The following is a 24,570-nucleotide window of genomic DNA, read 5'->3' as shown; positions in this document are numbered from 1 at the left end:
GCGAGATGAGTTCCTGCACCGCACCCGGGAGCCTGCTGGTCCGCCGGCGCCACGTCGACCTGGGTCGGCTGAGCTCGGCGGTCTGCGCGGGGGTCTGACCCCCGTCCGTCGCGGCCCCGCCCGCGGACGTCCCCTGCGCCGTTGCCGGCGCGGACCTCCGGAGCACCCCTGTGTCACGTCCCACCTCCTCCCTGCCCCGCACCCGTTCACTGGGAATCGTCGGCGCAGGGCCTCGAACTCTCGTCCTCCTGCAGCGTCTCGGTGCCCAGCACACCGCGACCGGTGACGGGTCCGTCCTCGACGTGCACGTGGTGGACCCGTACGACTCCGGCGCCGGCCGGGTGTGGCGCGAGGCCCAGGACCCGTTGCTGTGGATGAACTCGCGGGCCGCGGACATCAGCGTCCTGCCCGACGAGTCCGTCACCGGCCTCGCCGAACCCGTGCTGCGCGGGCCGTCGCTGGCCGGCTGGGTCCAGGAGAACCGCGCCGCCCTCGTGGTGGACGCGGACGCCACCGGCGACGACCTCCTGCGCGAAGAACTGCTGCGCCACGAGCCCGGGTCCTTCACCTCGCGTCGCCTCGCCAGCGGGTACTTCGCCGACGCGTGGGCCCGCACGCTCGCGCAGCTGCCCGCCGGGGTGCGGGTCCACCGGCACGCCCGGACCGTCCTGGACCTGACGGACGACCCCCTCGACGGCCGGCAGGTGCTGCACCTGGCCGGGCAGGAGGAGACCCTGAGGGTCGACGCGGTGCTGCTCGTGCAGGGGCACCTCGACGTCCGGCCCGGCCCCCGCGAACGACGCATCGCGACGTTCGCCCGCGCCCACGGCCTGGCCTACGTCCGCCCGGGCTACACCAGCGAGCAGGACCTCGACGTGCTGCGGCCGGGGTCGGACGTGGTCGTGGTCGGCATGGGTCTGGCCTTCGTCGACCTCGTGGTACGCCTCACCGAGGGCCGCGGCGGGCGGTTCACCGAAGGCCCGGACGGGTCGCTGGACTACCACCCCAGCGGGCGGGAACCCCGGCTGCACGCCGGCTCGCGACGCGGGGTGCCGTACCGCTCGAAGATCGGCTACGAGACCCCGCGGGACCTCGGACTGCCGCGCTACTACTCGTCGCAGACCGTCTCGGACCTGCACGGCGACGCCCCGCTCGACCTGCGGGCGGACCTCTGGCCGCTCATCGCCAAGGAACTGGCCGGGGCCCACTACCGCGAACTGTTCCGCAGCCACCCGGACCGCACCACGCTGGCGGCCACCGAGTTCGACGCCCGGTTCTCCCGCGCGGCCTGGGGTTCGGCCGAGGTCGACGACCTCGTCGAACGCGCCGTCCCCGACCCCGCCGACCGCTTCGACCCCGCCGAGCTGGACCGCCCCCTGGACGGGTGGTGGGGAACCTCGGGCGAGGAGGTCCACGAGCGCGTCCTGCAGCACCTCGAGGACGACCGGACCCGGCGGGCCGACGCGCGCCACTCCCCCGACGCCGCGGCCGTGGCGGCCCTGCTGTCCGCCTACGTCGTCACCGCCGGCCTGCACGCGGCCGGGCGGCTCAACGCCCGGTCCGCGGCCCTCGACGTCGACGGCTGGTGGCACGGCTTCTTCAGCTACGTCGCCAGTGGGCCGCCGCCGCACCGGTTGCGGCAGCTGGCCGCCCTCGCCCGCGCCGGTCTGCTGCGCTTCCTCGGGGCCGGGCTGAACGTCGTCGCCGATCCCGAGACGGGCTCGTTCACCGCGACGTCCGACAGCGGCCCCCACGAGGTGCGGGCGCAGGGGCTCGTCGAGGCTCGGCTGCCCGTCCCGGACCTGGAGTGGACCTCCGACGTGCTGCTGACGCGGTTGCGCGAACGGGGCGACGTCCGGGCCCACCAGGTCCTCGACGGCGAGACACGGCTGTCGAACGGCCGGCTCGTCGTGGACGCCCGGGCCCGGCTGGTCCGCGACGACGGCGCTCCGCACCCGCGGCGCTTCGCCACGGGGGCCTGGGTCTCGGGCGAGGGCGCCGCCGCGGCGTTCGCCCGGCCGGGCACGAACGCCGAGCTCTTCCGGCGCGGCGACCGGCTCGCCGCGGACCTGCTGCGGGCAGGGGCTCGCGCGGTGCACCAGGACCTGTCGGCCCGCAACACCACCCCGTCCGAACTCCCAGGAGACCGTCGATGAGCGAGACGACTCGCACCGGCACCGCCCCCAGCGCCCCGTTGGGGACCGAGAAACCCGTGGAGGCCGTCAAGGTCCTGCCCGCGCGCCACCCGTGGCGGTGGGTCGCGACCGCGGCCGTCGCGGTCGTCGCCGCGATGGCCGGCAACGCCCTCGTGACGAACCCCGCCTGGGAGTGGCCCACCGTCGGGCAGTTCCTGTTCTCCGCCACGATCCTGCAGTCCCTGTGGCTGACGGTGCAGCTGACGATCGTCGGCACCGCCATCGGTCTCGTGCTGGGCACCGTGCTCGCCCTCCTGCGGATGTCGAAGAACCCCCTGCTGCAGGGTGTGAGCTTCGCCTACATCAGCGTCTTCCGGTCGGTCCCGCTGATCCTGCAGCTCCTGTTCTGGTTCAACCTCGCGATCCTGTACAAGACCATCGGCTTCGGCGTCCCCTTCGGCCCGCAGTTCTGGACCTTCTCGACCCAGAACCTCATCGCCCCGCTGACCGCCGCGTTCCTCGGCCTGGGCCTGCACCAGGCCGCCTACTTCGCCGAGATCGTGCGCTCGGGGTTCCTGGCGATCGACCCGGGCCAGCGCGAAGCGGCGGCCGCGCTCGGGATCCCGCAGTTCCGGCAGTTCTGGCGCATCCAGCTGCCGCAGGCCCTGCGCATCATCGTGCCCACCACCGGGAACGAGGTCATCGGCCTGCTGAAGGGGACCTCGGTCGTCTACATCATGGCCTTGCCCGAGCTGTTCTACCAAGTGCAGGTCGTCTACAACCGCACCGGCCGGGTCATCCCGCTGCTGCTCGTGGCCGCGATCTGGTACTTCGTCCTCACCACCGTGCTGTCGGTCGTGCAGTGGTTCGTCGAGCGCCACTACGGCCGCGGCAGCGACCGCCACCAGGCGGAACTCCCGCTGCTGAAGCTCGCCCGCACCGTGCTGGCCGCCCGCGCCCGTCGCCCGGAGGTCTCCCGATGAGCACGCCGACCCTGAACCGTCCGGCGTCCGGAGTCGTCGTCCGGCTCGAGGGCGTCCACAAGCGCTTCGGCGCGCTCGAGGTTCTGCGCGGCGTCGACCTGGCGGTGGCCGCCGGCACCGTCACCGTGGTGCTCGGCGCCTCGGGTTCGGGCAAGTCCACGCTGCTGCGCACCATCAACCACCTCGAGAAGGTCGACGCCGGCGTCGTCGAGGTCAACGGCGAGCTCATCGGCTACAAGCGGGCGGGGAACCACCTGCGCGAACTGCACGAGCGCGAGGTCCTGCGCCAGCGCTCGGAGATCGGGTTCGTCTTCCAGCACTTCAACCTGTTCCCGCACCTGACCGTGCTGGAGAACGTCGTCGAGGCCCCCGTCTCGGCTCAGCGGCGCAAGCGGTCCGAGGCCGAGGCGGAGGCGCAGGCCCTCCTCGAACGCGTGGGCCTGGCCGACAAGTCCGACGAGTACCCGCGCCGCCTGTCCGGCGGCCAGCAGCAGCGCGTGGCCATCGCCCGCGCGCTCGCCCTCAAACCCTCCCTGGTCCTGTTCGACGAACCCACGTCGGCGCTGGACCCCGAACTCGTCGGCGAGGTGCTGGACGTCATCCGCGACCTCGCCGCGTCCGGCGCGACCATGGTGGTCGTCACCCACGAGATCGGCTTCGCCCGGGAGGTCGCCGACCGCGTGCTGTTCATGCACGAGGGCGTCGTCCTCGAGGAAGGGACCCCCACCGAGGTCTTCGACCACCCGCGGCACGAGCGCACCCGCTCGTTCCTCGCGAAGGTCCTCTGAACCACCCAGCCCACCCCGGTCCGGCGCGAACGCCGGACCGCCCTGTCGACCTGCCCCGAGGCAGGTCTCGAACCCCGAGGAGAACCCCGTGATCAGCCGTCGAACCTGGCTCCTGTCGCTGGCCGCGACCCCGCTCGTCCTGGCCGCCTGCGGCGGCGGGACCGACCCGGCGACCGCTCCCGCAGCCGCCTCCGGCGACTCCGGTGGCACGTCGGTCGACACCAGCCCGACCCAGAAGGGCCGCATCACCGTCGAGGCCGTGCCGGAGATCGCCGCCAAGGTCCCCCAAGCGATCAAGGACCGTGGGACCCTCGTCATCGGCACCACCGGCAACGGCGCCCCGCCCCTGAGCTTCAAGGCCGACGACGACAAGACCGTCATCGGGATCGAACCCGACATCGCCCTCCTCGTCGCCGGCGTCCTGGGCCTGAAGCCCGACATCCAGGCCACCAGCTGGGAGAACCTCTTCCTGTCGATGGACTCGGGCCAGTACGACGTCGGGTTCTCCAACATCACCGTCACCGAGGAACGCAAGGAGAAGTACGACTTCGCCTCCTACCGCGTCGACACCCTCGCCTGGGAGGTCGCGAAGGACTCCGAGATCACGTCGATCAAGGAGCCCGAGGACATCGCGGGCCTGACCGTCTCGGTCGGTTCGGGCACCAACCAGGAGAAGGTCCTGCTGGACTGGAACGAGCAGCTCAAGGCCGCCGGCCAGAAGGAGGCCAAGATCCAGTACTACCAGCAGGCCTCCGACACTTACCTGGCGCTGAAGTCGGGCCGCATCGTCGCGAACTTCGGCCCCAACCCGACCGCTGCGTACCACGCGCTCGTCTCGGGGGACACGAAGATCGTCGGCACCGTCCCCGGCGGTGGCACCATCGTCGCGGACATCGCGGCCACGACGAAGAAGGACAACGGGCTCGTCCAGGCGCTCGCCGACGCGATCAACCACCTCATCTCCAGCGGCGCCTACGGCAAGACCCTCGAGCGCTGGAACCTGTCCAACGAGGCGGTCCCGACGTCCGAGATCAACCCGCCCGGGCTGCCCAAGACCGACTGAACCGCACCTCGGGCGCAACGGCCCGTCCACCCCTCGGGGTGGGCGGGCCGTTCCGCGTGCTCGGGCGGTCAGAGCCGCCGGAAGGGGAAGTTCGGCAACCGCAACGCCGCCCTCCCGCAGGCCGACGAGGAGACCCTCAGGGCGTCGGCCACGAGGGCACGACGGCACGACGCGAGCGCGGGCACGCCCTCACGGGAGGACACCGGGGGTGCGGAACTGCTCGAGCCGGGCACGACGGACCCAGCCGACGACGCGACCGGCCACCAGGACCCACGCCGCGGGAGCCGGACCCAACGCCTCCCACGCCTCGTCGACGTCCTGGCCCACCCCGACCTGCGGCAACGGTGGGTCGGCCACCTCGCGCAGCGCGGTCGCGGCGACCTCGGGGTCGTCACGGACCAGCCTGCGGAGACCGGCCAAGGTCGTGGCACCCAGGACGTCGCCGAGCACGTGAGGACGTCGAGCTCCCTGACGGGACTGCACGACCGCCAGGGGGGTGCGGCCCAGCGCCCCCTCGGCAACGGCCTGCTCGATCGCCGCGCCCACGGGGAGGTCGGCGCGCAGCGCGATCGGTCCCGGAGCCTCCAGCGCCCTCTCGGGGAGCAGGGCCCTCACCGGCCGCTCCACCCCCTCCTCCGGGAGGCCGCGGCGGCGCAGCCCCTCGTCGGGGGTCGTGGGCAGGTGCGACCGACGGGAGTCGGGCAGCAGGCTGGGCGAGGTGCTCACGGAAGGGCCTTCCGGTGGTGGATCGAGAGTGGACGACGTGGGCGAGCCACTGCGGACACGCCACGGGTGGCGCTACGACGAGGAGGCCCCCACCACCCCTGGCCGGGGGTCCAGCTCCTTCACGAACGCGAGCGGACCGATCGTCTCGGGATCGACGTCGAGGTCGAACTGGGGGACGTACCCGGAGGTCAGGTAGAGGTGCTTGGCCTCGGGTTGCCGCGGCCCCGTCGTCAGGTACAGCGCCTCGTAGCCGCCGGCCACCGCCCGCCGTTCCAGCTCGGCCAGCACCCGTCGTGCCAGGCCCCGACGGCGGTGCGCGGGGTGCGTCCAGATGCGCTTGAGCTCCGCGGTCCGCTCGTCGTAGCGGCGGTAGGCGCCGCCGGCGACCGCGGTCCCGTCCTCCAGGAGCAGCAGCAGCACCCCGTGCGGAGCGGCGAACTCCTGCGCCGGGTACCGCTCCAACTCCTGCCGGACCTCCTCCACCGACCCGCCGTAGCGGGTGCCGTACTCGTGGGCGAGGTCGTCGAACAGCGGCTTCGCCAACGGGTCGGCGGTGCCGACCGCGCGGACGACGAGCTCGGCGGGTTCGGCCGTCACTCCACCACCTCCAGCGCCCGGCGACCCGGGATGGCCTCGAGCAGTTCCACGGTGTACTCGTGCTGCGGGTGCGCGAAGACGTCCCGCGCGGGAGCGAACTCCACGAGTTCCCCGCGACGCATCACCCCCACCGTGTCGCTGATCTGCCGGATCACGGCCAGGTCGTGGGAGATGAACAGGTAGCTCAGCCCGTGGTCGGCCTGCAGCTGCACGAGCAGCTCCAGGATCTGCGCCTGCACCGACACGTCGAGGGCCGAGACCGGTTCGTCGCAGACGACGAGCTCCGGTTCCAGCGCCAGCGCGCGGGCGATGGCGACCCGCTGGCGCTGACCGCCGGAGAGCTCGGCGGGCCGTCGTTCGAGGGCGTCAGCGGGCAACCGCACCTGGTCCAGCAACGACGCGGCCTTCTTCCGGCGCGAGGCCCGATCGCCGATCCCGAAGGCGCGCAACGGTTCGGCGATGGTCTCCCCGACGGCGATGCGCGGGTCGAGGGAGGCGTAGGGGTTCTGGTAGACGAGCTGCGCCCGGCGGCGCAGGTCGCGCCAGGCGGCTCCCCTGAGGCCGGTCGTCTCGACACCGTCGACCAGCACCTGTCCGGAGGTGGGTCGCTCCAGCCCGAGGACCAGGCGGGCCGTCGTCGTCTTGCCCGACCCCGATTCCCCCACCAGACCCACCGTCTCCCCGCGGCCGACGTCGAAGCTCACGTCCGACACGGCGGTCTGGACGTTGCCCCGACCGGGCAGCGGGAACTCCTTGACCAGGGACCGCACCTGCACGAGCGGTCCGGGCGACCGGGGCGCCGGCGGCGCCGTCCGCTCGCGCGGGACGGCCCGGATGCGCGCGCTGTGCAGGCTCGGCGCGGCCGCGAGCAACGACTGCGTGTACGCGTGCTCCGGTGCCGTCAGCACCTGCCGGGCGGTGCCGACCTCGACGACCTCGCCCTGCGACATGACGACGACCCGGGAGGCGCGGTCGGCGGCCACCGCGAGGTCGTGCGTGATGAACAGCACCGCCGTCCCCGTGTCCCGGGTCAGGGACTCCAGGTGGTCCAGCACCTGCCGCTGCACCGTGACGTCGAGCGCGCTCGTCGGTTCGTCGGCCACGAGCAACCGGGGTCCGGCGGCCAGCCCGATGGCGAGCAGGACCCGCTGCCGCATGCCTCCCGACAGTTCCGTCGGGTACTGCTCGGCGCGCACGGCCGCGTCCGGCAGCCCGGCGGCGGTGAGGAGTTCGACCGCCCGCCGCCGGGCGGCGGCACCCTTGGCCAGACCGTGGATGCGCACCACCTCCGCGACCTGCTCCCCGATCCGCTGGACGGGATTCAGCGACAACGTCGGGTCCTGCGGGACCAGGCCGATCCGGGCCCCGCGCACCGAGCGCCACGCCCTCTCGCCGAGGCCGACGAGCTCGTCGCCCTCGAACAGCACCGACCCCGAGTCCACCCTGCCCGCCCCCGACAGGAGCCCCACGACGGCGTGCGCGGTCGTGCTCTTGCCGGACCCGGACTCCCCGACGACGGCGACGACCTCACCGGGGTGGACGTCGAACGACACCCCGTGGACGACCTCTCGGAACCCGTAGGAGATCCTCAGGTCCCGCACGCTCAACAACGCGTCGCTCACGCCGTGCCCCTCTCCAGTGCCCGGGCGATCCGGTTGGCGGAGAGCACGACCGCCGCCACCACGACTCCCGGCAACGTCGTCAGCCACCACGAGGTCGCGAGGTAGTCCCGCCCGCCCGCGACGAGCGAACCCCACTCGGGCGCCGGCGGTGGTGCGCCGAAGCCGAGGAAGCTCAGCGCGGAGACCGCGAGGACGGCGACCCCGAACTCCAGTGCCGACAGGGACAACACGGGCCCGGCCGCGTTCGGGAGGACGTGCCGGAACAGCACGCCCGTCGTCCGGACCCCGCTGGCCCGAGCGGCCTCGACGTAGACCGCCGAGCTGACCTTCAGCACCTCCGAGCGCATGACGCGGGCGAAGTTCGCGACCGTCCCGATCCCGACGGCGATCGCGACCTTGACCGTCCCGAAGCCCAGCGCCGTGATGAGCGCCATCGACAGCAGCAGGGCGGGGATGGACAGCAGGACGTCCATGGTGCGCATGAGGACGTCGTCGACGACGCCGCGCACGAAACCGGAGACCAGCCCGGTGAGGGTTCCGACGACGAGGCCGATCAGGACGGCGAGGACGGTGGCCTGGAGCGTGAGCCGGGCCCCGTGGACCACCCGGGAGAACAGGTCGCGGCCCAGGTGGTCGGTGCCGAACAGGTGCGCCGCGGACGGACCCTGGAGGCGGTCCGCGGGCACCCCGTCGACGGGGCTCTGCGAGGTGAACAGCGTCGGGAACGCCGCCCAGGCCAGGACCATCAGGACCACCGCACCAGCGAGCAGCAGGTCCGGGCGCCTGGCCCACGTCGGCAGCCCGCGACGCGGTTGCGCGGGTCCCCTCGCCGCCTCCCGGTAGCGCTCCCCGATGTCGAGGACGTCGAGGACGTCCTCGGGCGCCCCCCTGCTCACTCCGGTGCTCACGACGCGCTCCCCACGAGGGTCCTGGTGACGGCTCGCGGGCGACGCGGCACCCCGACGACCCGGATGCGCGGGTCGACGACGGGGTACAGCAGGTCCACGACGAGGTTGGTGGCGACGAAGACCGCGGCCGCCAGCAGGACGAGCCCCTGCACGAGGGGGATGTCCTGACCGTTGACGGCGGTGACGGTCAGCCGCCCGATGCCGACGCGGGAGAAGACGGTCTCCACCACCACGGCACCGGCCAGCAGGTTTCCCACGATGACCCCCACGATGGTCAGTGCCGGGATCGTGGCGTTGCGGAACGCGTGCCGCAGGTGGACCCGGGCCCGGGACGCGCCCTTGGCGCGGGCCGTCTCGACGTACGGTTCGGCCAGGGCGGTGCGTAGGCCCCGGGCCAGCACCTGCGCGATCGACGCCGAGACCGGCACGGCGAGGGTCACCGACGGCAGGACGAGCGTCGCGAACCCCTGGTTGCCCAGCGCGGGGAACACGGGGATCCGGAACGAGAAGACCTGGACGAGCAGCAGGCCGACCCAGAACGTCGGCAGCGACACACCCAGCGGGGGCAGTGCCAGCAGCAACGTCCGCACCCAGGACCGCCGGACCCACGTGGACAGGAACGCGATCCCGACCCCGAGGACGAGCGCGACGGCGAGAGCGGACGCCGCGAGGACCGCCGTCTGCGGCAGCGCGTCCCCGATGAGGGACGTGACCGGTGCCCCGTTCTGGATCGACCGCCCGAAGTCCAGGTGCAGCGTCCTCCACAGCGCGTGGACGTACTGCACGGGCAGCGGTTCGTCGAGGCCGTACTCGTGCCGCAGGGCCGCGACCTGCGCCGGATCGACGGTGGACTGCTCCCCGCCCTGCCCCCCGGCGAGCATGATCTCCACCGGGTCGCTGGGCAGCAGGTACAGGACGACGAACGTCACGGTGTACGCCGCCCACAGGACGACGACCGCCTGCCCGAGCCGGCGGGTGACGTACCCCGTCACGACCCGGCCCCTTCCCGCGTCACGGTGCTCACGCCTGCTTCCAGGCGTCGTGGAACCACAGCCGCGACGAGCCCTCGAACTGCAGGTCGCGCACGTCGTCGTTCGCGGCGATGACGGTCGACAGCTCGATGAGCGGGATCGAGTGCGCCTCCTCGACGAGGAGCTGCGAGGCCTGCGCCACGAGCTGGGCCCGCGCCGCGGGGTCCGTCGTCGCGGCCTGCTGCGTGAGCAGGTCGTCGACCTGGCTGTGCGCCCGGTGGTTCACGTTGCGGGTCTCGGTCGAGAAGATCGTCCGCAGCACGTCCGGGTCGGACCGGGTCAGGTTGTAGAACAGGACGTCGTAGTCGCCGGAGTTCTGCAGGGCCGTGGTCTCGGCGGTGGTGCCCTGCTTGAGCTGCAGGTCGATGCCGACTGCGCGTTCCTGCTGCTGGACGAGCTCCAGCACGGCGGTCGTGGGCTGCCAGAACGTCACGGTGACGGTGAGCTCCTTGCCGTCCTTGGCCCGGATCCCGTCCGCGCCCTTGACCCAGCCGGCCTCGTCGAGCAACCGGTTGGCCCCCGCCACGTCGAGCGCGAGGTCGGCGGAGTCGTCGGGGGCCGAGGGGGTGGAGGCCGACAAGGCCGACGTCACGGCGACGTCACCGGGGTTGAGGATGCTGGCGAGGGTCGTGCGGTCGACGGCTTTCGAGAACGCCTGCCGGACCCTCTCGTCGGAGAAGACCGGGCGCGACTCGTTGGGGAAGAAGTTGTACGGGATGCCCGGGTTCGCGCGACGCTGGGTCCAGAACCCGTTGCCGTCGAACTGCGGCAGGTCCTGCGATGCGATGCCGGTCGTCGCGTCGATCTGCTGCGACTGCAGCGATCCCGTGCGCACGCTGGCCTCGGGGACGACCTCGTAGGTGATGGTGTCGAGGTAGGCCTCCCCCTGGTGCTTGGCCCCGGTCGGCGCCCAGTCGTACCCGGCCCGCCTCTCCAGCACGGTCTTCGAACCGTTGGCGTAGCTGCCGACGGTGAACGGGCCGGACCCGACGAGCGTCGTTCCTTCGCACCGGGTCGCCGGGTCCGCCGAGGTCGTCGGCACCGACAGCAGGCCGAGGCTCATCGTGGAGGTGGCCTGGAGGAACTGCGCGCTGGGCTGGGCGAACGTCACGACCGCTGTTCGCACGTCCGGCGCCTGCGTCCCCGTGTAGCCCTGCAGGTAGGTCGAGCCGAGGGACGCCTTGGCCCCCAGGGCGACGATCCCGTCGAGGTTGGCCTTCACCGCGGCCGCGTCGACGGGGCTGCCGTCGGAGAACGTCGCCCCGTCCCGCAGGTGGAAGGTGAAGGTCCTCGCGTCGGGACTGACCTCCCAGCTCTGCGCCAGCCAGGGCTGGATCCTCCCGTCGAGGTCCTGCACCGTGAGGGAGTCCACGAGCTGGCGCCCGATGTTCAGGGCGTCGTTGTTGCCGACCTGCTGGGGATCGATGCACCCGGAGTCGACGGAGATCGCGAACTTCAGGTTCCCCCCGCGGACGGGGGTGCCACCCTCGGCGTCCCCGGCCCGGCTGGTCCCGCCGCTGCACGCGGTGAGGGCGGTCAGCACGACGAGGCCGGCGGCGGACAGAGTTCTGGGAAGAGTCGTTCTGGGTAGGGACGTACTGCTGCGCAAGAGGTCTCCTGAGGAGTGGGTGGGGCGCACCGGCACGACGGCGGGTGCGGGACCGGCGAGGGCCGGCCGGGGAACTGCGGAGGAGATCGGTCAGCGACAGCTGGTGGCGCCCGTGCGGCAGAGGTCCACGACGCGCCTGAGGATGGCGACGTGCGACGTCCGTTCCACGAGAACCCCTCCATCGTTCCTGGCGGAAGCACCCGCGCCCGTGTCCGGGGGGTTGCTGCGGCGTCGCGGAGCCAGGTCTCTCAGCCGCTCTGGATGGTTGCACCAGGAACTCTACGGGGAACCGTGCCGGAACTCAACCGAGCGCGCGGCAACGGGTCCGGGAACGACGGAACCCCTCCGCCCGGATGGACGGAGGGGTTCGGTCGGACGGTGCGGATCAGCCCGCGACGGGGCTCGCCACCGGCAGTTCGGACCGCACGGTGCGCGCCGCCTCGACGAGGTTCCGGAGCGACTCCGTCGTCTCGGCGTACCCGCGCGTCTTGAGCCCGCAGTCGGGGTTCACCCAGACCTGGCGCGCGGGGACGGACGCGACGGCCGCCCGCAGCAGGCCGACGACCTCCTCGACGGAGGGGACCCGCGGGGAGTGGATGTCGTAGACGCCGGGACCGATGCCGCGGGCGAAACCCGCCCGGGCGATGTCCTCGAGCACCTCCATCCGCGATCGTGCCGCCTCGATGCTCGTGACGTCCGCGTCGAGGCCGTCGATGGCGTCGATGACCTCGCCGAACTCCGAGTAGCACAGGTGGGTGTGCACCTGCGTGGTGTCGACCGCCCCCGCGGTGGCGAGCCGGAAGGAGGCGACGGACCAGTCCAGGTACGCGGGCTGGTCGGCCGCGGCCAGGGGCAGCAGTTCACGCAGCGCGGGTTCGTCGACCTGGACGATCCCGATGCCGGCCGCCTCGAGGTCGGCGACCTCGTCGCGCAGCGCCAGGGCGACCTGCTTCGCGGTGTCCCCCAGCGGCTGGTCGTCCCGGACGAACGACCAGGCCAGGATCGTCACCGGACCGGTCAGCATCCCCTTGACGGGTTTGGCCGTGCGCCCGGCGGTGTACGTGCTCCACGGCACCGTGATGGGCGCAGGACGGGTCACGTCGCCCCACAGGATCGGCGGTCGCACCCCGCGCGAACCGTACGACTGCACCCAGCCGTGCTCGGTGACGGCGAACCCGTCGAGCTGCTCGGCGAAGTACTGGACCATGTCGTTGCGCTCGGGTTCGCCGTGCACGACGACGTCGAGCCCCAGCTCCTCCTGCAGCTGCACCACGCGGTCGATCTCGGCGCGCAGGAACTCCTCGTAGGCCTCCTGACCGAGTTCGCCGCGGCTCCAGGCCGCCCGCGCCCGCCGGATCTCCGGCGTCTGCGGGAACGAGCCGATGGTGGTCGTCGGCAGCAGGGGCAGCCCGAGCGCCACCTCCTGCGCCGCACGGCGGACGGCGTAGTCGCTGCGGCGGAACGCCTCCGGGGTCAGCCTCGCGAGTCGTTCCCGCACGTCGGGCCGCACGACTCCGGGCGCGCCGAGCCGGTCGGCGCGGGCCGCGGCCGACGCCGCCAGCCCCTGCGCGACTCCTGCGGCCGCGGGGTCGGCGAGCGCCCGGCCCAGCAGCACCACCTCGGCGACCTTCTGGTCGGCGAACGCCAGCCAGCTGCGCAGTCGTTCCGGCAGCGCCGTCTCGCGGTCCACGTCGTGCGGCACGTGCAGGAGCGAGGTCGACGTCCCCGCGACGACGTGGGCGGGCCCGTCCTGCAGGGAACGCAGTGTCGCCAGCGCGTGCTCGAGGTCACCGCGCCAGACGTTGTGCCCGTCGACGACGCCCGCGACGACGGTCTTGCCGGCCAGCGCGGAACCGTCCGCGGGCACGGAGCCCTTGACGAGGTCGAGCGCGATCCCCTCCACCGCGCTCAACGCCCCCAGGAACCCGTGCGCGTCCCCGTAGGGCGTGGCGACCAGCAGCCGCGGACGGGACGGGACCGCCGCGAGCCGCTCGTAGGTGGCGCGGACCAGCTCGTCGAGCCCGTCGACACCGGCCGTGGCGGAGTCGCTCACCAGCCCCGGTTCGTCGAGCTGGACCCAGGTCGCCCCCGCCGCGGCGTAGGCGGCGAGCAGCTGCTCGTAGGCACCCAGCAGGTCCTCGAGCCGCGACAGCGGGGAGAACCCGGCCGGGCTGTCGTCGGACGCCTTGGCCAGCAGCAGGAACGTGACCGGACCGACGAGGACGGGACGCGTGAGGAACCCGTCCGCGAGGGCCTCGGCGAACTCCCGGACGCCGCGGTCGTCGGCGAACCGGAACGCGGTGCCCGGGCCGATCTCGGGGACGAGGTAGTGGTAGTTCGTGTCGAACCACTTCGTCATCTCCAGCGGGGCCAGCGCGCCGCGCCCCCGGGCGATCGTCGAGTAGGCCTGCAGGTCCACCCGTCCGTCGGCCGCGACGAGGTCGGCGAACCGTTCCGGAACAGCACCCACGGCGACGGCCGTGTCGAGGACCTGGTCGTAGGCGGAGAACGAGGACGGGATGGAGGCGTCGTGGGCGGGCAGGCCCAGCGCGTTCAGCCGCCGGACCGTCGCCGCCCGCACGGCCGCCAGGGCCGTCTCCGTCGCGGCGAGGTCGGCACGCCCGGCCCACAGGGCCTCCAGCGCCCTCTTCGTCTCGCGGTCGGGGCCGATGCGGGGGTAGCCGAGGACGGTCGCGGTCCACGCCGGCTGGTCGGTGGTCGGGTGCTGGCTCATCGGAGGGCTCCTCCTACCGCGCGGACGCGGCGTTCGGCGGGACGGGTCGTGGTCGTGTGGTCGCGCAGGTGGTCGCGCAGGTCGTCGAGCAGGTCGAGGACGGGCTCGACCGCGTTGAAGGTGTAGAGGTGCAGGCCGGGTGCGCCGACGGCGAGCAGGTCGCGGGCGAGCCCGGAGGTGAACGCCGTGGCCGCTCGGCGACGGACGCGTTCGTCGCCGGAGTCCAGGGCCGCGAGCAGTTCCCGCGGTGCGGGGACACCGGTCAGCTCGCCGATCCGTTCGAGCCGGCGCAGTTCGTGGGTCACCGCCAGCCCGGGCAGCAGGGGCATCGTGATCCCCGCGGCCCGGGCCCGGGAGAGGAACGTCCCGTACTCCCGGGCGGACCAGCCGACCTGGCAGACGGCGAACTGCGCGCCGGCGTCCTGCTTGGCGCGCAGGACCGCGAGTTCGTGCTCGTCGCGGTCCCGCGGGAAGGCCGCGACGGCGAGGCTGAGCGGGGGGACGTCGACGGGGAGACGCCCACCCCGCAGCGCGAGGCGCCGCCGGTCGGCGACCTGGAGGAGTTCGACGAGGTCGCGGGCCGTCGCGACGCCGTCGGGGTGGGGGGTGAACTCCCCCGCCCCGCACGGCGGGTCCCCGCGCAGGGCGAGGACGTTCCGGACGCCGGCGTCGAAGAACTCGCACGCCAGGTCGACGACCTCGCGGCGGGAGGAACCCACGCACGTCAGGTGCGCCATGGCGGGCACCGCCGTGGAACTCAGGACGTGGGCCAGCAGGTCACGGCTCGGACCCCGGGTGGCACCGGCCGCCCCGAAGGTCACCGAGACGAAGTCCGGTCCGGTGGCCAGGAGGTCGGACAGTCTGCGCCACAGCGCATCCCGCCCGTCCGCCGTCCTCGGCGGGAAGAGTTCGAAACTGAGCGTCGGCCGCCCCGCCGCACCGGCGACGAGGGGGGCGAGCGTCATCGCGCCGGTCCCGCACAGGGTCGCGGGGTCGGTTCGACATCGGTGTTGCGCATCACGGGCTCCATCGGCCTGGCGTTAGCACCCTCGCCCGGGCTCGGGGGGTTGCTGCGGCGTCGTCGAGCCAGGACTCTCGGCCGCTCTGGATGGTGTGCTCCGACCATAGAGGCACTTCGCTCGGCTCCACAAGTGGTCCGGGAACGACCACCCGGGCGGCGCAGGACGGGCTCAAGGAAGGCCGCCGACACACCGATGTTGATCGTTCGGGATCCTCGTGGCAGGCTCCTGCACAGGTCATGAGCGCCAGCGACAAGCCCCGGCTCGCTGGCCGGCAACCCTCCTCCGCGGTGGGGTGCCCCGGGTGACGACCTGGCCGGTTCCGTGGTGGAGCCGGCAAGCGCGGACCTCGCCGGGCGACCCGGTTCTCCCGGCAGGGTCCCCCTCTCCCAGGAGTTCCTGCGTGAGCACCAGCACCCTCTCCCCCTTCCGACCCTCCTGTCGCCGCCCCGGTCCGGTCGACCCGCTGCTCCCCGTCGTCGGCGCCGACACCCCGGTCCCCCTCGCCACCGGCGGCACCTCGACCTACGTGAACCTCGACAACGCGGCGAGCGCCCCGGCGTTGCGCGCCGTCGCCGACCGGGTCGCCCAGGTGCTGCCGCACTACGCGAGCGTGCACCGCGGCGCCGGGTACCTGTCCCGCGTCTCGACCGCCCTCTTCGAGCAGGCCCGCGCCGAGGTCGGCCGGTTCGTGGGCGCCCGCCCCGACGACGTCGTCGTCCTCACGAGGAGCACCACCGACGCCCTCGACCTGCTGGCCAAGGCCGTCCCCGCGGGGACCCGGGTGCTGGTCGCCGACGTCGAGCACCACGCCAACCTGCTGTCCTGGCAGCGGTCGGCGCGGACCACGGTCGTGCGCGGCGGGGCCGACGCGGAGGAGACGGCGGACCTGCTGGCGGCCGAACTCGCGACCGGCCGCTACGGGCTGCTGGCCGTCACGGGGGCCTCCAACGTCACGGGGGAGGTCCTGCCGCTGCGGCGGCTGGCGCGGGCGGCCCGCGACGCCGGAGCCCGCACCGCGGTGGACGGCGCGCAGCTCGTGCCGCACCGGCGGGTGGACCTGGCGCGCGACGGGATCGACTACCTGGCCCTGTCCGGCCACAAGCTGTACGCGCCCTTCGGCAGCGGGGCCCTCGTCGGTCGCCGGGACTGGCTGGACGCGGCCGACCCCTACCTGGCCGGCGGGGGCGCGACGCTGGACGTGAGCGCGGACGGGGTGGCGTGGGCGGACGGCCCCGACCGGCACGAGGCGGGTTCACCCAACGTGGTCGGCGCGGTCGCCCTCGCCCAGGCGTGCAGGACGCTGGCGGCGCTCCCCGTCGGGGCCCTGGAGACCCACGAGGCGCAGCTGCGCGCCCGGCTCGTGGACGGGCTGACCGCCCTGCCCGGGGTCGAGGTCGTGCGACCGCACCCCCGCGACGCCGTCGCTGTCGTGACCTTCACCGTCCCGGGTCACCCCGCCTCGCAGGTCGCCGCGTACCTGTCCGCCGAGCACGGCACGGGGGTTCGGGACGGCCGGTTCTGCGCACACCGCTTCGCCGACGCCCTGGGGCTGGGCGCGGGAGGTCTGCGCGTCTCGACCGGGGTGGGCACGTCGTCCGCCGACGTCGACCGCCTGCTGCGGGCCCTGCGGCAGTACCTGACGACCGGTCCGGAGCTCACCTACGGGGTCGTCGACGGCCACTGGGGGCCGGTGTCGGACGCCCGACCGGCACCCGAGACGTTCCTCGCCCCCCTGACCGCCACCCGCCGGTGACCCCGGGGCGCACGCCGCTCAGGCCAGCGGCTCGCTGCTGGGCCGCGGCCCTTCGCCGGTGCGGGGAGCCTCGTGGGCGAGCAGAGCGTGCAGCTCGGACTCGAACTCCGTCCAGGTCAGTTCGCCGGGGCCTGGTTCGAGGTGGCGGCCGGCGTCGTGGCCGCCCTCCTGCGCGTGGGCGAGGTCCGCTGGCGACCACGGGAACCCCCACTGGCCGTGGCCGGCCAGGGCGAGCCCCTGCACCACGACCGACCCCAGACTGGTTGCGGCAGCGCACCATCGCGCCCACTGTCGTCGCAGCACCTCTCGCACCTCCACTCTCGGGGGCCTCACTGTCGCACACGACCGGCGTCGCCGGGAGGCCCTTGCCCGACCCGCTGCGCGAGACGCGCAGCACACTCCCCGACACCACTCCGGAGACCCCGTGACCACTCCCCTGCACGTGTTCCTCGACGTCGACGGCGGCGGCTGGCACCCCGCCGCCTGGCGCCGCTCCCGCAGCACCCCCGACGAGGTCCACTCCCCCTCCCGGCTGCGGGGGTTCGCCGTCACCGCCCAGGCCCAGGGGCTGACGGGACTGACGTTCGAGGACCCGCCCGCGACCGACCCGCGCAACCCGGTGGGGCACCTGGACGCCGTCCAGCGCGCAGCCTTCCTGGCCGGCACGACGGACGCGATCGGCCTGCTCCCCGTGGCGGCGACGACGTACTCCGAGCCCTTCCACGTCGCCGCCCAGATCGCCTCGCTCGACCACTCCAGCGCGGGCCGTGCCGGCTGGATCGCGACGACGTCCCCGCCGGCCGTCGCGCGGGGTGTGGACCTGCCCGTCGCCGCGGACCCCGCGACCGAACTCGCGGACGTCGTGGACACCGTCCGGGCCCTCTGGGACTCCTGGGAGGACGACGCCGTGATCCGGGACGTCGCCACCGGGCGGTACGTCGACCGCGACCGCCTCCACCACGTCGACGTCGACACGGGCCGCTGGTCGGTCAAGGGCCCGCTGACCGTTCCGCGGTCCCCGCAGGGCCACGCCGTCGTCGTGGTGCACGAGGACGACCTCGGGAACCGGCCCGACGTCCCCGACGTGGTGCTCACGGGGAACCCCGGGGCGCGACGGTCCCCAGGCTCTCCCCTCGTCGTCCTCGACGTCGAGTTCGCCCTGGACACCACCGCGCACCCGGCCGCCGACCGGTTGGCGGCCCTGGACGCCTCCGCCCCCGCGCCGGACGCCGGGAATTCCCGGGTCCGGTGGGCCGGGTCGGGCGAGGCCTTCGCCCGGTACCTCACCGACCTGAGCCGCACCGTCGACGGGGTCCGGTTGCACGCGGCGGTCCTCGACGAGGACCTGCCGGCACTCGTGCGCACGACGCTCCCGGCCCTGCGCCTGGCCCGGCTCCTGCGGGCCCCGCTGCCGGGGACGACGCTGCGCACCACCCTGGGACTGCCCCGTCCCGCCAACCGGTTCGCCCCTCAGCCCACTCCCGTCGGAGGAGCCGCCCTGTGACCACCGCCGACCCGCGCACCACCGACCTGCGCTTCCCCGACGCCGTCGTCCACTTCGGGGTGTTCTTCCAGGGCGTGAACCACAGCACCATCTGGTCCGACCCCCGCAGCGGTTCTCAGATGGCGCACTCGACGTTCGTGCAGCTCGTCCGCACCGCCGAGCGGGGGCTGTTCGACGCGTTCTTCCTCGGGGAGGGTCTGCGTCTGCGCGAACAGCGGGGGAAGGTCCACGACCTCGACGTCGTCGGCCGCCCCGACGCGCTCACCGAACTCGCGACCCTGGCTGGTCTGACGACGCACATCGGCCTCGTCGCGACGCAGAACACGACGTACAACGACCCCGCGGACCTGGCCCGCCGGCTCGCCTCGCTCGACGTCCTGTCCGGGGGCCGCGCCGCGTGGAACGTGGTCACCACCGACAACGCCTGGACGGGGGCGAACTTCCGGCGCGGCGGGTACCTCGACCACGCCGACCGCTACGAACGCGCCGAGCGGTTCGTCCGGACCGCCCAGCGCGTGTGGGACAGCTGGGACGGCGAACGGTTCAACCCCGTCCGGGTGCAGGACGGGTTCTTCGACGTGGAGTTCACCCCGACCGTCCGACGCAGCCCCCAGGAGCACCCCGTGCTCTTCCAGGCGGGTGACTCCCCCGCCGGCCGCGACTTCGCGGCGAGGACGGCGGACGTCGTGTTCTCCCGGCACGGCACGGACCACGCCGATGCCCTCGCCTTCGCCGACGACGTCCGCCGGCGGACCCTGGCCGCGGGGCGGCCCGACGGTGACGTCCTCGTCCTGCCCGGGACGCAGATCGTGGTGGCCGACACCGCTACGGAGGTCGAGGAGAAGGCGCGGTGGGTCCTGGAGCAGCAGGTGACCCCGGCCACGGCCCTGTCCCTCGTCGGGCAGGTGTGGGGCGAGGACCTCTCGCACCTCGACCCCGACGGCCCGCTGCCGGCGCACGACCCCGTCATCACGGACATCGACGGCACACGGGGCGCCCACCGGGCGGGGGCCGACGCCCGGGCCCTGGCGCAGCAGTGGCGCGCGGTCGCGGAGGAGAACAAGTTCTCGTTGCGCGACCTGGTGCTGCACCACTCCTCCGAGCGGGGTTTCGCGGGCACGGCGTCGCAGCTGGCGGACGAGCTCACGCACTGGGTCCGCACGGGCGCCTGCGACGGGTTCAACGTCACGCCGTACCTCGTCCCCGGCGGGCTCGACGAGATCGTCGACCAGCTCGTCCCGGCGCTGCAGGACCGCGGCGCCTACCCGACGGAGTACGTCGGGACGACGCTGCGCGAGCACCTGAGACTGCGGGCTCCCCTCACCCGGCGGTGACCCCCGCCGCCGGACGGTGCAGCGCCTCGGCCCGCAGCAGGGAGCCGAGGTGGCGGGCGATGGCCCCGGGGGCCGACTCCGGGGCCACGGCCTCGACGGCGGGGTTGTAGTTCGTGTTGGTGTTGACGTCGTAGACGACGGTGCGGCCGTCGACGGTCTCGGCGAACTCCACCCCCGCGATCTCCAGCCCCGCCGAGCGCAGCATCCGCGCGCACCGCTGCACGACGGGCGTGTCCGCGGTGACCTCCGGTCGCAGGGCGAAGGGTTCGGCCGCCACCCCGGGCACGGCGCACGCGTCGGCGGGGCACAGCTCGAAGCTGCCCGCCGACGTGTCGACCCGGACCGCGTAGACGAACCGGCCACCGACGAACTCCGCGCGCGTGATGAACGGCTCGGCGGTCCGCAGGAACTCCTGCAGCAGCGTGACGCCGTCCACCGGTTCCTCGAACTCCGGGGAGGCGATGTACGCGTCGAACTCCTCGTGGGAGTCGAACCGCCGCACCCCCAACCCCTTGCCGCCCTGGTTGTGCTTCGTGATGAACGGCACGGGCAGCTCGCGCGCCCGCTCCGCGAGTCCGTCGCGGCCGAAGACGGCCAGCGTCCGCGGGACGTCGATCCCGCTGCGGCGCAGCAGGGCGTGCTGCCGGACCTTGCTCACCTCGAGTTCGACGACGGCCGAGCCGCCGACCACGCGCCGCCCCCAGCCTTCGAGCCAGGCGACGACGGAGCGCGTGAACTCCTTCGCGTGCGCGTGCCCCCGCGTGTGCGACGAGGCGCTCAGGCGGGACCAGTACACGCCCGGGGCCGGTTCGGCATCGAGGTCGATCGAGCCGTCCGTCAGCAGCACCTCCAGGAACGGCACGCCCTCGGCGCGGAACGCGGCCTCGAAGGGGGCGAACCAGTCGGGGTTGTCGTGCAGGACGTGCACCCGGGGTTCGCCGCCGGCCTCGAGCGACCAGCTCGTGCGGGTGCGGGTCTGCGTGGTCATCGGGTCCTCCGGTCGGTCGGGCTCGCTCGGCCCCAGCCTCGCACCTCCTCCCGTCGGCGCCACGCCGACCGCTGCGCCGACCGCAGGGCCCGCCGTCAGACCAGCGCCAGCACCGCCGCGCTGAGCGACACCGCGGTCACCACCCCGCCGAGCACGAGTCCCCGCCGCGTCGAGGCGACCGCACGGCTGCGGCGCAGCGGGTCCTCGACGAGGACCGTGGTGAGGAACGCGAGACCGCCGGCGAGGAGCTCGACGACGAGGAGGAAGGGCCAGCGGTCGACGGCCGGGAACAGCGCCACCGCGAAGAACGTCGCGGGGACGTGCCAGAGGTACCAGGTGTAGGAGATGCGCCCGCAGAACCGGACGGGCCGCCAGACGAGGAGCCGGCCCGGACCGGCGGCCGGGTCGCTCGTCCCGCCGGCGATGAGCAGCGCCGCGGCGAGCGTCGGCACGAGCGCGGCCCAGCCCGGGTAGGCAACGTACCCCACCCACACGGCGGCGGAGGCGAGGACACCCGCTGCGGCCCAACGGATCCCGGACGTGAGCCCGGGGTGAGCCGCGGTGAGCTCGGCGATGCGGGGGGCGAGCAGGGCCAGGGCGGCACCGAGGCCGAACTGCCACATGCGGGTGCCCGTGCCCAGGTAGGCGAGCAGTTCGTTCCCGGGCGTCACCAGCACGCTCGCGGCGTAGGACACCGCGCTGAGCACCCCCAGCGCGAGCAGCGGCCGGCGCCGGGCGAGCAGCAGGAGGACGGGCCAGACGAGGTAGAACTGCTCCTCCACCGCCAGCGACCAGTAGTGCGTCAGCGGGACGTGCAGGTCCCCCGCGGCCAGCAGCCACCAGTTCGCCCCCTGCAGGGCCGCCGCGGCGGCGGCCCGACCGGTGTCCGCGAGGAGGGCGGGGGCCAGCAGCGCCGTCCCGGCGACGGTGAGGACGAGCACGACCCCGGCGCTGGGCAGGATCCGGCGGGCGCGGCGGGCGTAGAAGGCTGGCAGGTCGACCCGGCCGGTCGTCGACACCTCCCGCACGAGCAGTCCCGTGATGAGGAACCCGGAGATGACGAAGAACACGTCGACACCGATGTTCCCGCCGCGGACGAAAGGGACGCCGGCGTGGAAGAGCAGGACCAGACCGAGGGCGACGGCGCGCAGACCCTCGACGTCGCGCCGGAAGGCCGGCCGCGGCGCGGGCGCGGTGCGGAGGCGGGCGGTGAGGTCGGGGACCCGGGTGTCTGCCACGCGGGCAGCCTGCCCGGGGGCCGCTTAAACCCCGCTGAGAGCTGCTCCGTCCGGGTGACGCTCGCGCCCTGCTACACCGACCGCCCCACGAGGTGCCCGATGCCGTACGTCACGGCCATCGCGACGGCACCGCCGAGCACGGTGCGGATCGTCGCCCGCCGGTGACCCGCCCCGCCGAAGTGGGCGCTGAGCGCGCCCGTGAGGGCCAGCGCCAGGACGACCGCCAGGAAGCAGGCGACGACGCGCACGCTCGTCGGCAGCAGCACGATCGTCAGCAGCGGGACGAGCGCCCCCACCGTGAACGACGCGGCGGACGCCCACGCGGCCTGCCACGGGCTGACGACCTCGTCGGGGTCGATGCCCAGTTCGGCGTCGGCGTGGGCCCGCAGCGCGTCGCCGGCCGTGAGCTCGGCCGCGACCTGCCGGGCGAGGGGTTCGGACAAGCCCTTGTCGACGTAGATGCGGGCCAGCTCCTCGAGCTCCTGCTCGGGCATCTCCGCCAGTTCCCGGCGCTCGGTCTCCAGCAGGGCCCGCTGGGTGTCGCGCTGGGTCGAGACGGACACGTACTCCCCCGCAGCCATGGACAGCGCGCCCGCGACGAGGCCCGCGACCCCGGCCGTCAGCAGGACGGGACGTTCGGTCGTGGCCCCCGCCACCCCGACGACCAGACCGGCGACGGACACGATGCCGTCGTTGGCGCCGAGCACGGCGGCCCGCAGCCAGTTCAGCCGGGAGCTCACCTCCCCCTGGTGCAGCGCCGGTTCCCCCGGGTGCGACACGGCCACGACCGCTCCTCTCCTCCCGGGTGACCCGGGCAGGTGTGCCTGTCCTCAGTACGTCTGTTGTCCCGCAACGCGTTCCGCGCCGGACCACTGTCGCACCGCCGCCCCGCGCGTGCACGCGGCGGGGCTCACCGCGGGGTGTGGGCGTCGAGGAAGCGGTACACCTCGGTGTCGTCCACGCCGGGGTACGTGCCGGGCGGCAGCGCGGCGAGCAGGTGGGAGTGCGCCCGCGCCGACGGGCGGGCGTGCGCCGCCCACCGGTCGGCCAGCTCGGCCGGCGGGACCCGGCAGCACGTCGGGTCCGGGCACCGCGACTGCGACCTCTCGGTCGTCTCCCGGCCGCGGAACCACTTCACGTGCGCGAAGGGCACGCCGACGCTGACGCTGAACCGCCCGGGCGGCGCACCGGGGTCGGGGTCCCCCGCCGGGTCGACCGAGGAGGTGCACCAGTACGTCCCGCTCGGGGTGTCGGTGTACTGGTGGTACGGGACGCCGGCCGGGCGGTCGAAGACCGTCCGCGCCGTCCAGTGCCGGCACACCGGTTGCCCCTCGATCGCACCGGTCGCGTCCACCGGGAACAGCACCCCGTCGTTCTCGTACGCCTTCGAGACCGTGCCGGACTCGTGGACGCGCATGAAGTGCACGGGCAACCCGAGGTCGTGGGTCGCGACGTTCGTGAACCGGTGCGCGGCCGTCTCGTAGGAGACGTTGAAGGCGTCCCGCACGTCCTCGACGGCGATGTCGCGCGCCGCCTTCGCCGCCTGCAACTGCCGGACGACCTCACGCCGCGGCACGAGCAGGGCGGCCGCGAAGCAGTTCACCTCGACGCGCTGACGGAGGAACTCGGGGTACCCGGCCGGTTCCCCGTGACCGAGCACGAGGTGCCCCAGGGCCTGCAGGGCGACCCCCCGACGGCGGGGGCCGCCGGCGACGCGGTCCTGCGCGCGCAGGTAGATGACGCGGTGCCGGGTGTCGGTGACCGACCGGGAGGAGTGCGGCAGGTCGTCGACCGCGACGAACCGGTAGCCCAGGTGCGCGGCGAGGGCGTCGACGTGCCGCTCCGACAACGGCCCGCCCGCGTACCCCACGGCGTCGAGCAACCCCGCGGCCGCGTCCTCCACCTCCCCGAAGAAGTTCCCCTGGGCGCGCATCGTCCGCCGCAGCGCGACGTTGGCCTCCCGCGCCTGCTCGGGGGTGGCCGCCCGCTCGTGCGCGCGCCGGACGAGTTCGTCGTGCAACCCGACGAGGGCTTCGAGGAGTTCGAGCTGCGCGCGCTTGCCCGGCCGGACGGCGGGCAGGCCCAACGAGGCGTAGAGCGGCGAGCGCTGGGCGTGCTCCAGCCGGATCTCCAGGGCCGCCCGGCGGCTCGGGGGTTCCGGGGCGAGCAGCTCGGCGAGGGGAACCCCGAGCTCGCGGGCCAGTGCCGTCAGCAGGGACAGCTTCGGTTCGCGGCGGCCGTTCTCCAGCAGTGACAACCGCGACGCCGAACTGCCGACCGCGCCGGCGAGGTCGTCGAGCGTCCGTCCCCGTGCCGTGCGCAGGTGCCGGACCCGCCGGCCCAGGGTGACGAGGTCACCGACCCCGTCGACACCGCCGGGTGTGCCATCGTCCATCCCTGCACGTTAGGGCAAGAAGTGCGGTTCTTGACAGGGGCGAACCCCTTCCGGGGGCGGAACAACGCGACAAGCTCTCTGCACGGCCCCCACCGACGGGGGTCCTGCGACGGAGGAGACCCCCGTGACCAGCACCGACA

The 24,570-nt window shown here is 73.8% G+C and carries 21 protein-coding genes and 3 riboswitches; of the genes, 8 read left to right on the top strand and 13 right to left on the bottom strand.

Going from position 1 to position 24,570, the window contains the following annotated elements; translation table 11 throughout:
* The first annotated feature begins 5 nt into the window (after positions 1 to 5).
* The 5 genes from AB0637_RS10115 (at position 6) to AB0637_RS10095 (ending at position 4,969) form a co-directional block, all read left to right on the top strand.
* The gene (locus AB0637_RS10115; RefSeq protein ID WP_366171870.1) at positions 6 to 98 is read left to right on the top strand and encodes a putative leader peptide; all 93 of its coding nucleotides are present in this window, start codon (positions 6 to 8) and stop codon (positions 96 to 98) included.
* Between the two features lie 72 nt (positions 99 to 170).
* Entirely contained in the window at positions 171 to 2,156 is a 1,986-nt protein-coding gene (locus tag AB0637_RS10110; protein ID WP_366171868.1) for an FAD/NAD(P)-binding protein, read from the top strand.
* Complete coding sequence (locus AB0637_RS10105) at positions 2,153 to 3,118, top strand: amino acid ABC transporter permease (RefSeq protein ID WP_366171866.1); 966 nt, start codon at positions 2,153 to 2,155, stop codon at positions 3,116 to 3,118. Before AB0637_RS10110 ends, AB0637_RS10105 begins: the two co-directional genes overlap by 4 nt.
* Positions 3,115 to 3,906, top strand: coding sequence for an amino acid ABC transporter ATP-binding protein (locus AB0637_RS10100; protein ID WP_366171864.1), 792 nt, complete (start codon positions 3,115 to 3,117; stop codon positions 3,904 to 3,906). The genes AB0637_RS10105 and AB0637_RS10100 overlap by 4 nt, the downstream gene beginning before the upstream one ends.
* Before the next feature lie 88 nt (positions 3,907 to 3,994).
* Entirely contained in the window at positions 3,995 to 4,969 is a 975-nt protein-coding gene (locus AB0637_RS10095; RefSeq protein ID WP_366171862.1) for an ABC transporter substrate-binding protein, read from the top strand.
* A 189-nt stretch (positions 4,970 to 5,158) separates the two neighbouring features.
* Here the strand turns inward: AB0637_RS10095 and AB0637_RS10090 are convergent, their stop codons facing one another.
* The 8 genes from AB0637_RS10090 to AB0637_RS10055 form a co-directional block, all read right to left on the bottom strand.
* Positions 5,159 to 5,695, bottom strand: a complete 537-nt coding sequence (locus tag AB0637_RS10090) for a hypothetical protein (RefSeq protein ID WP_366171860.1) — start codon at positions 5,693 to 5,695, stop codon at positions 5,159 to 5,161.
* A 72-nt stretch (positions 5,696 to 5,767) separates the two neighbouring features.
* Entirely contained in the window at positions 5,768 to 6,292 is a 525-nt protein-coding gene (locus AB0637_RS10085) for a GNAT family N-acetyltransferase (protein ID WP_366171858.1), read from the bottom strand.
* Positions 6,289 to 7,914 (bottom strand): ABC transporter ATP-binding protein, encoded by a 1,626-nt coding sequence (locus AB0637_RS10080; protein ID WP_366171856.1) that lies wholly within the window; start codon positions 7,912 to 7,914, stop codon positions 6,289 to 6,291. Before AB0637_RS10080 ends, AB0637_RS10085 begins: the two co-directional genes overlap by 4 nt.
* Positions 7,911 to 8,714 (bottom strand): ABC transporter permease, encoded by an 804-nt coding sequence (locus AB0637_RS10075; protein ID WP_366171961.1) that lies wholly within the window; start codon positions 8,712 to 8,714, stop codon positions 7,911 to 7,913. Before AB0637_RS10075 ends, AB0637_RS10080 begins: the two co-directional genes overlap by 4 nt.
* A 104-nt stretch (positions 8,715 to 8,818) precedes the next feature.
* Positions 8,819 to 9,814 carry an ABC transporter permease gene (locus AB0637_RS10070; RefSeq protein WP_366171854.1) on the bottom strand — a complete coding sequence of 332 codons (996 nt, stop codon included), beginning with the start codon at positions 9,812 to 9,814 and terminating at the stop codon, positions 8,819 to 8,821.
* 28 nt (positions 9,815 to 9,842) lie between these two features.
* Entirely contained in the window at positions 9,843 to 11,396 is a 1,554-nt protein-coding gene (locus AB0637_RS10065) for an ABC transporter substrate-binding protein (RefSeq protein WP_366171852.1), read from the bottom strand.
* 241 nt (positions 11,397 to 11,637) lie between these two features.
* Positions 11,638 to 11,730, bottom strand: a riboswitch (SAM riboswitch).
* A gap of 117 nt (positions 11,731 to 11,847) precedes the next feature.
* Positions 11,848 to 14,196: a 5-methyltetrahydropteroyltriglutamate--homocysteine S-methyltransferase gene (metE, locus tag AB0637_RS10060; protein ID WP_366171850.1), complete on the bottom strand. Its 2,349-nt coding sequence runs from the start codon at positions 14,194 to 14,196 to the stop codon at positions 11,848 to 11,850.
* Positions 14,193 to 15,161: a methylenetetrahydrofolate reductase gene (locus AB0637_RS10055; RefSeq protein WP_366171848.1), complete on the bottom strand. Its 969-nt coding sequence runs from the start codon at positions 15,159 to 15,161 to the stop codon at positions 14,193 to 14,195. The genes metE and AB0637_RS10055 overlap by 4 nt, the downstream gene beginning before the upstream one ends.
* A 58-nt stretch (positions 15,162 to 15,219) precedes the next feature.
* Positions 15,220 to 15,311, bottom strand: a riboswitch (SAM riboswitch).
* 139 nt (positions 15,312 to 15,450) lie between these two features.
* A riboswitch (SAM riboswitch) is annotated at positions 15,451 to 15,564 on the top strand.
* Positions 15,565 to 15,618: 54 nt separating this feature from the next.
* Here AB0637_RS10055 and AB0637_RS10050 point away from each other — a divergent pair.
* Entirely contained in the window at positions 15,619 to 16,971 is a 1,353-nt protein-coding gene (locus AB0637_RS10050; RefSeq protein WP_366171846.1) for an aminotransferase class V-fold PLP-dependent enzyme, read from the top strand.
* Positions 16,972 to 16,989: 18 nt separating this feature from the next.
* On the opposite strand, the gene AB0637_RS10045 is transcribed toward AB0637_RS10050, so the two are convergent.
* On the bottom strand, positions 16,990 to 17,217 hold the full coding sequence (locus AB0637_RS10045; RefSeq protein WP_366171844.1) for a hypothetical protein: 228 nt from the start codon (positions 17,215 to 17,217) through the stop codon (positions 16,990 to 16,992).
* A 178-nt stretch (positions 17,218 to 17,395) separates the two neighbouring features.
* On the opposite strand from AB0637_RS10045, the gene AB0637_RS10040 reads away from it, so the two are divergent.
* The gene (locus AB0637_RS10040) at positions 17,396 to 18,475 is read left to right on the top strand and encodes an LLM class flavin-dependent oxidoreductase (protein ID WP_366171842.1); all 1,080 of its coding nucleotides are present in this window, start codon (positions 17,396 to 17,398) and stop codon (positions 18,473 to 18,475) included.
* Positions 18,472 to 19,809 carry an NtaA/DmoA family FMN-dependent monooxygenase gene (locus AB0637_RS10035; RefSeq protein ID WP_366171840.1) on the top strand — a complete coding sequence of 446 codons (1,338 nt, stop codon included), beginning with the start codon at positions 18,472 to 18,474 and terminating at the stop codon, positions 19,807 to 19,809. Before AB0637_RS10040 ends, AB0637_RS10035 begins: the two co-directional genes overlap by 4 nt.
* On the opposite strand, the gene AB0637_RS10030 is transcribed toward AB0637_RS10035, so the two are convergent.
* The 4 genes from AB0637_RS10030 to AB0637_RS10015 form a co-directional block, all read right to left on the bottom strand.
* Complete coding sequence (locus tag AB0637_RS10030; protein WP_366171838.1) at positions 19,796 to 20,797, bottom strand: alpha-L-glutamate ligase; 1,002 nt, start codon at positions 20,795 to 20,797, stop codon at positions 19,796 to 19,798. The genes AB0637_RS10035 and AB0637_RS10030 overlap by 14 nt on opposite strands.
* A gap of 95 nt (positions 20,798 to 20,892) precedes the next feature.
* A complete protein-coding gene (locus AB0637_RS10025; protein WP_366171836.1) occupies positions 20,893 to 22,035 on the bottom strand; it encodes an acyltransferase in 1,143 nt (380 codons plus the stop codon).
* Between the two features lie 71 nt (positions 22,036 to 22,106).
* Complete coding sequence (locus tag AB0637_RS10020; protein ID WP_366171960.1) at positions 22,107 to 22,814, bottom strand: VIT family protein; 708 nt, start codon at positions 22,812 to 22,814, stop codon at positions 22,107 to 22,109.
* A 131-nt stretch (positions 22,815 to 22,945) separates the two neighbouring features.
* Positions 22,946 to 24,430, bottom strand: a complete 1,485-nt coding sequence (locus AB0637_RS10015; RefSeq protein WP_366171834.1) for a helix-turn-helix domain-containing protein — start codon at positions 24,428 to 24,430, stop codon at positions 22,946 to 22,948.
* Positions 24,431 to 24,570: the final 140 nt, after the last annotated feature.

It is taken from the genome of Kineococcus sp. NPDC059986 (genome assembly GCF_040702905.1).
GTDB lineage: Bacteria > Actinomycetota > Actinomycetes > Actinomycetales > Kineococcaceae > Kineococcus.
This window is presented reverse-complemented; position numbering and strand designations above follow the sequence as displayed.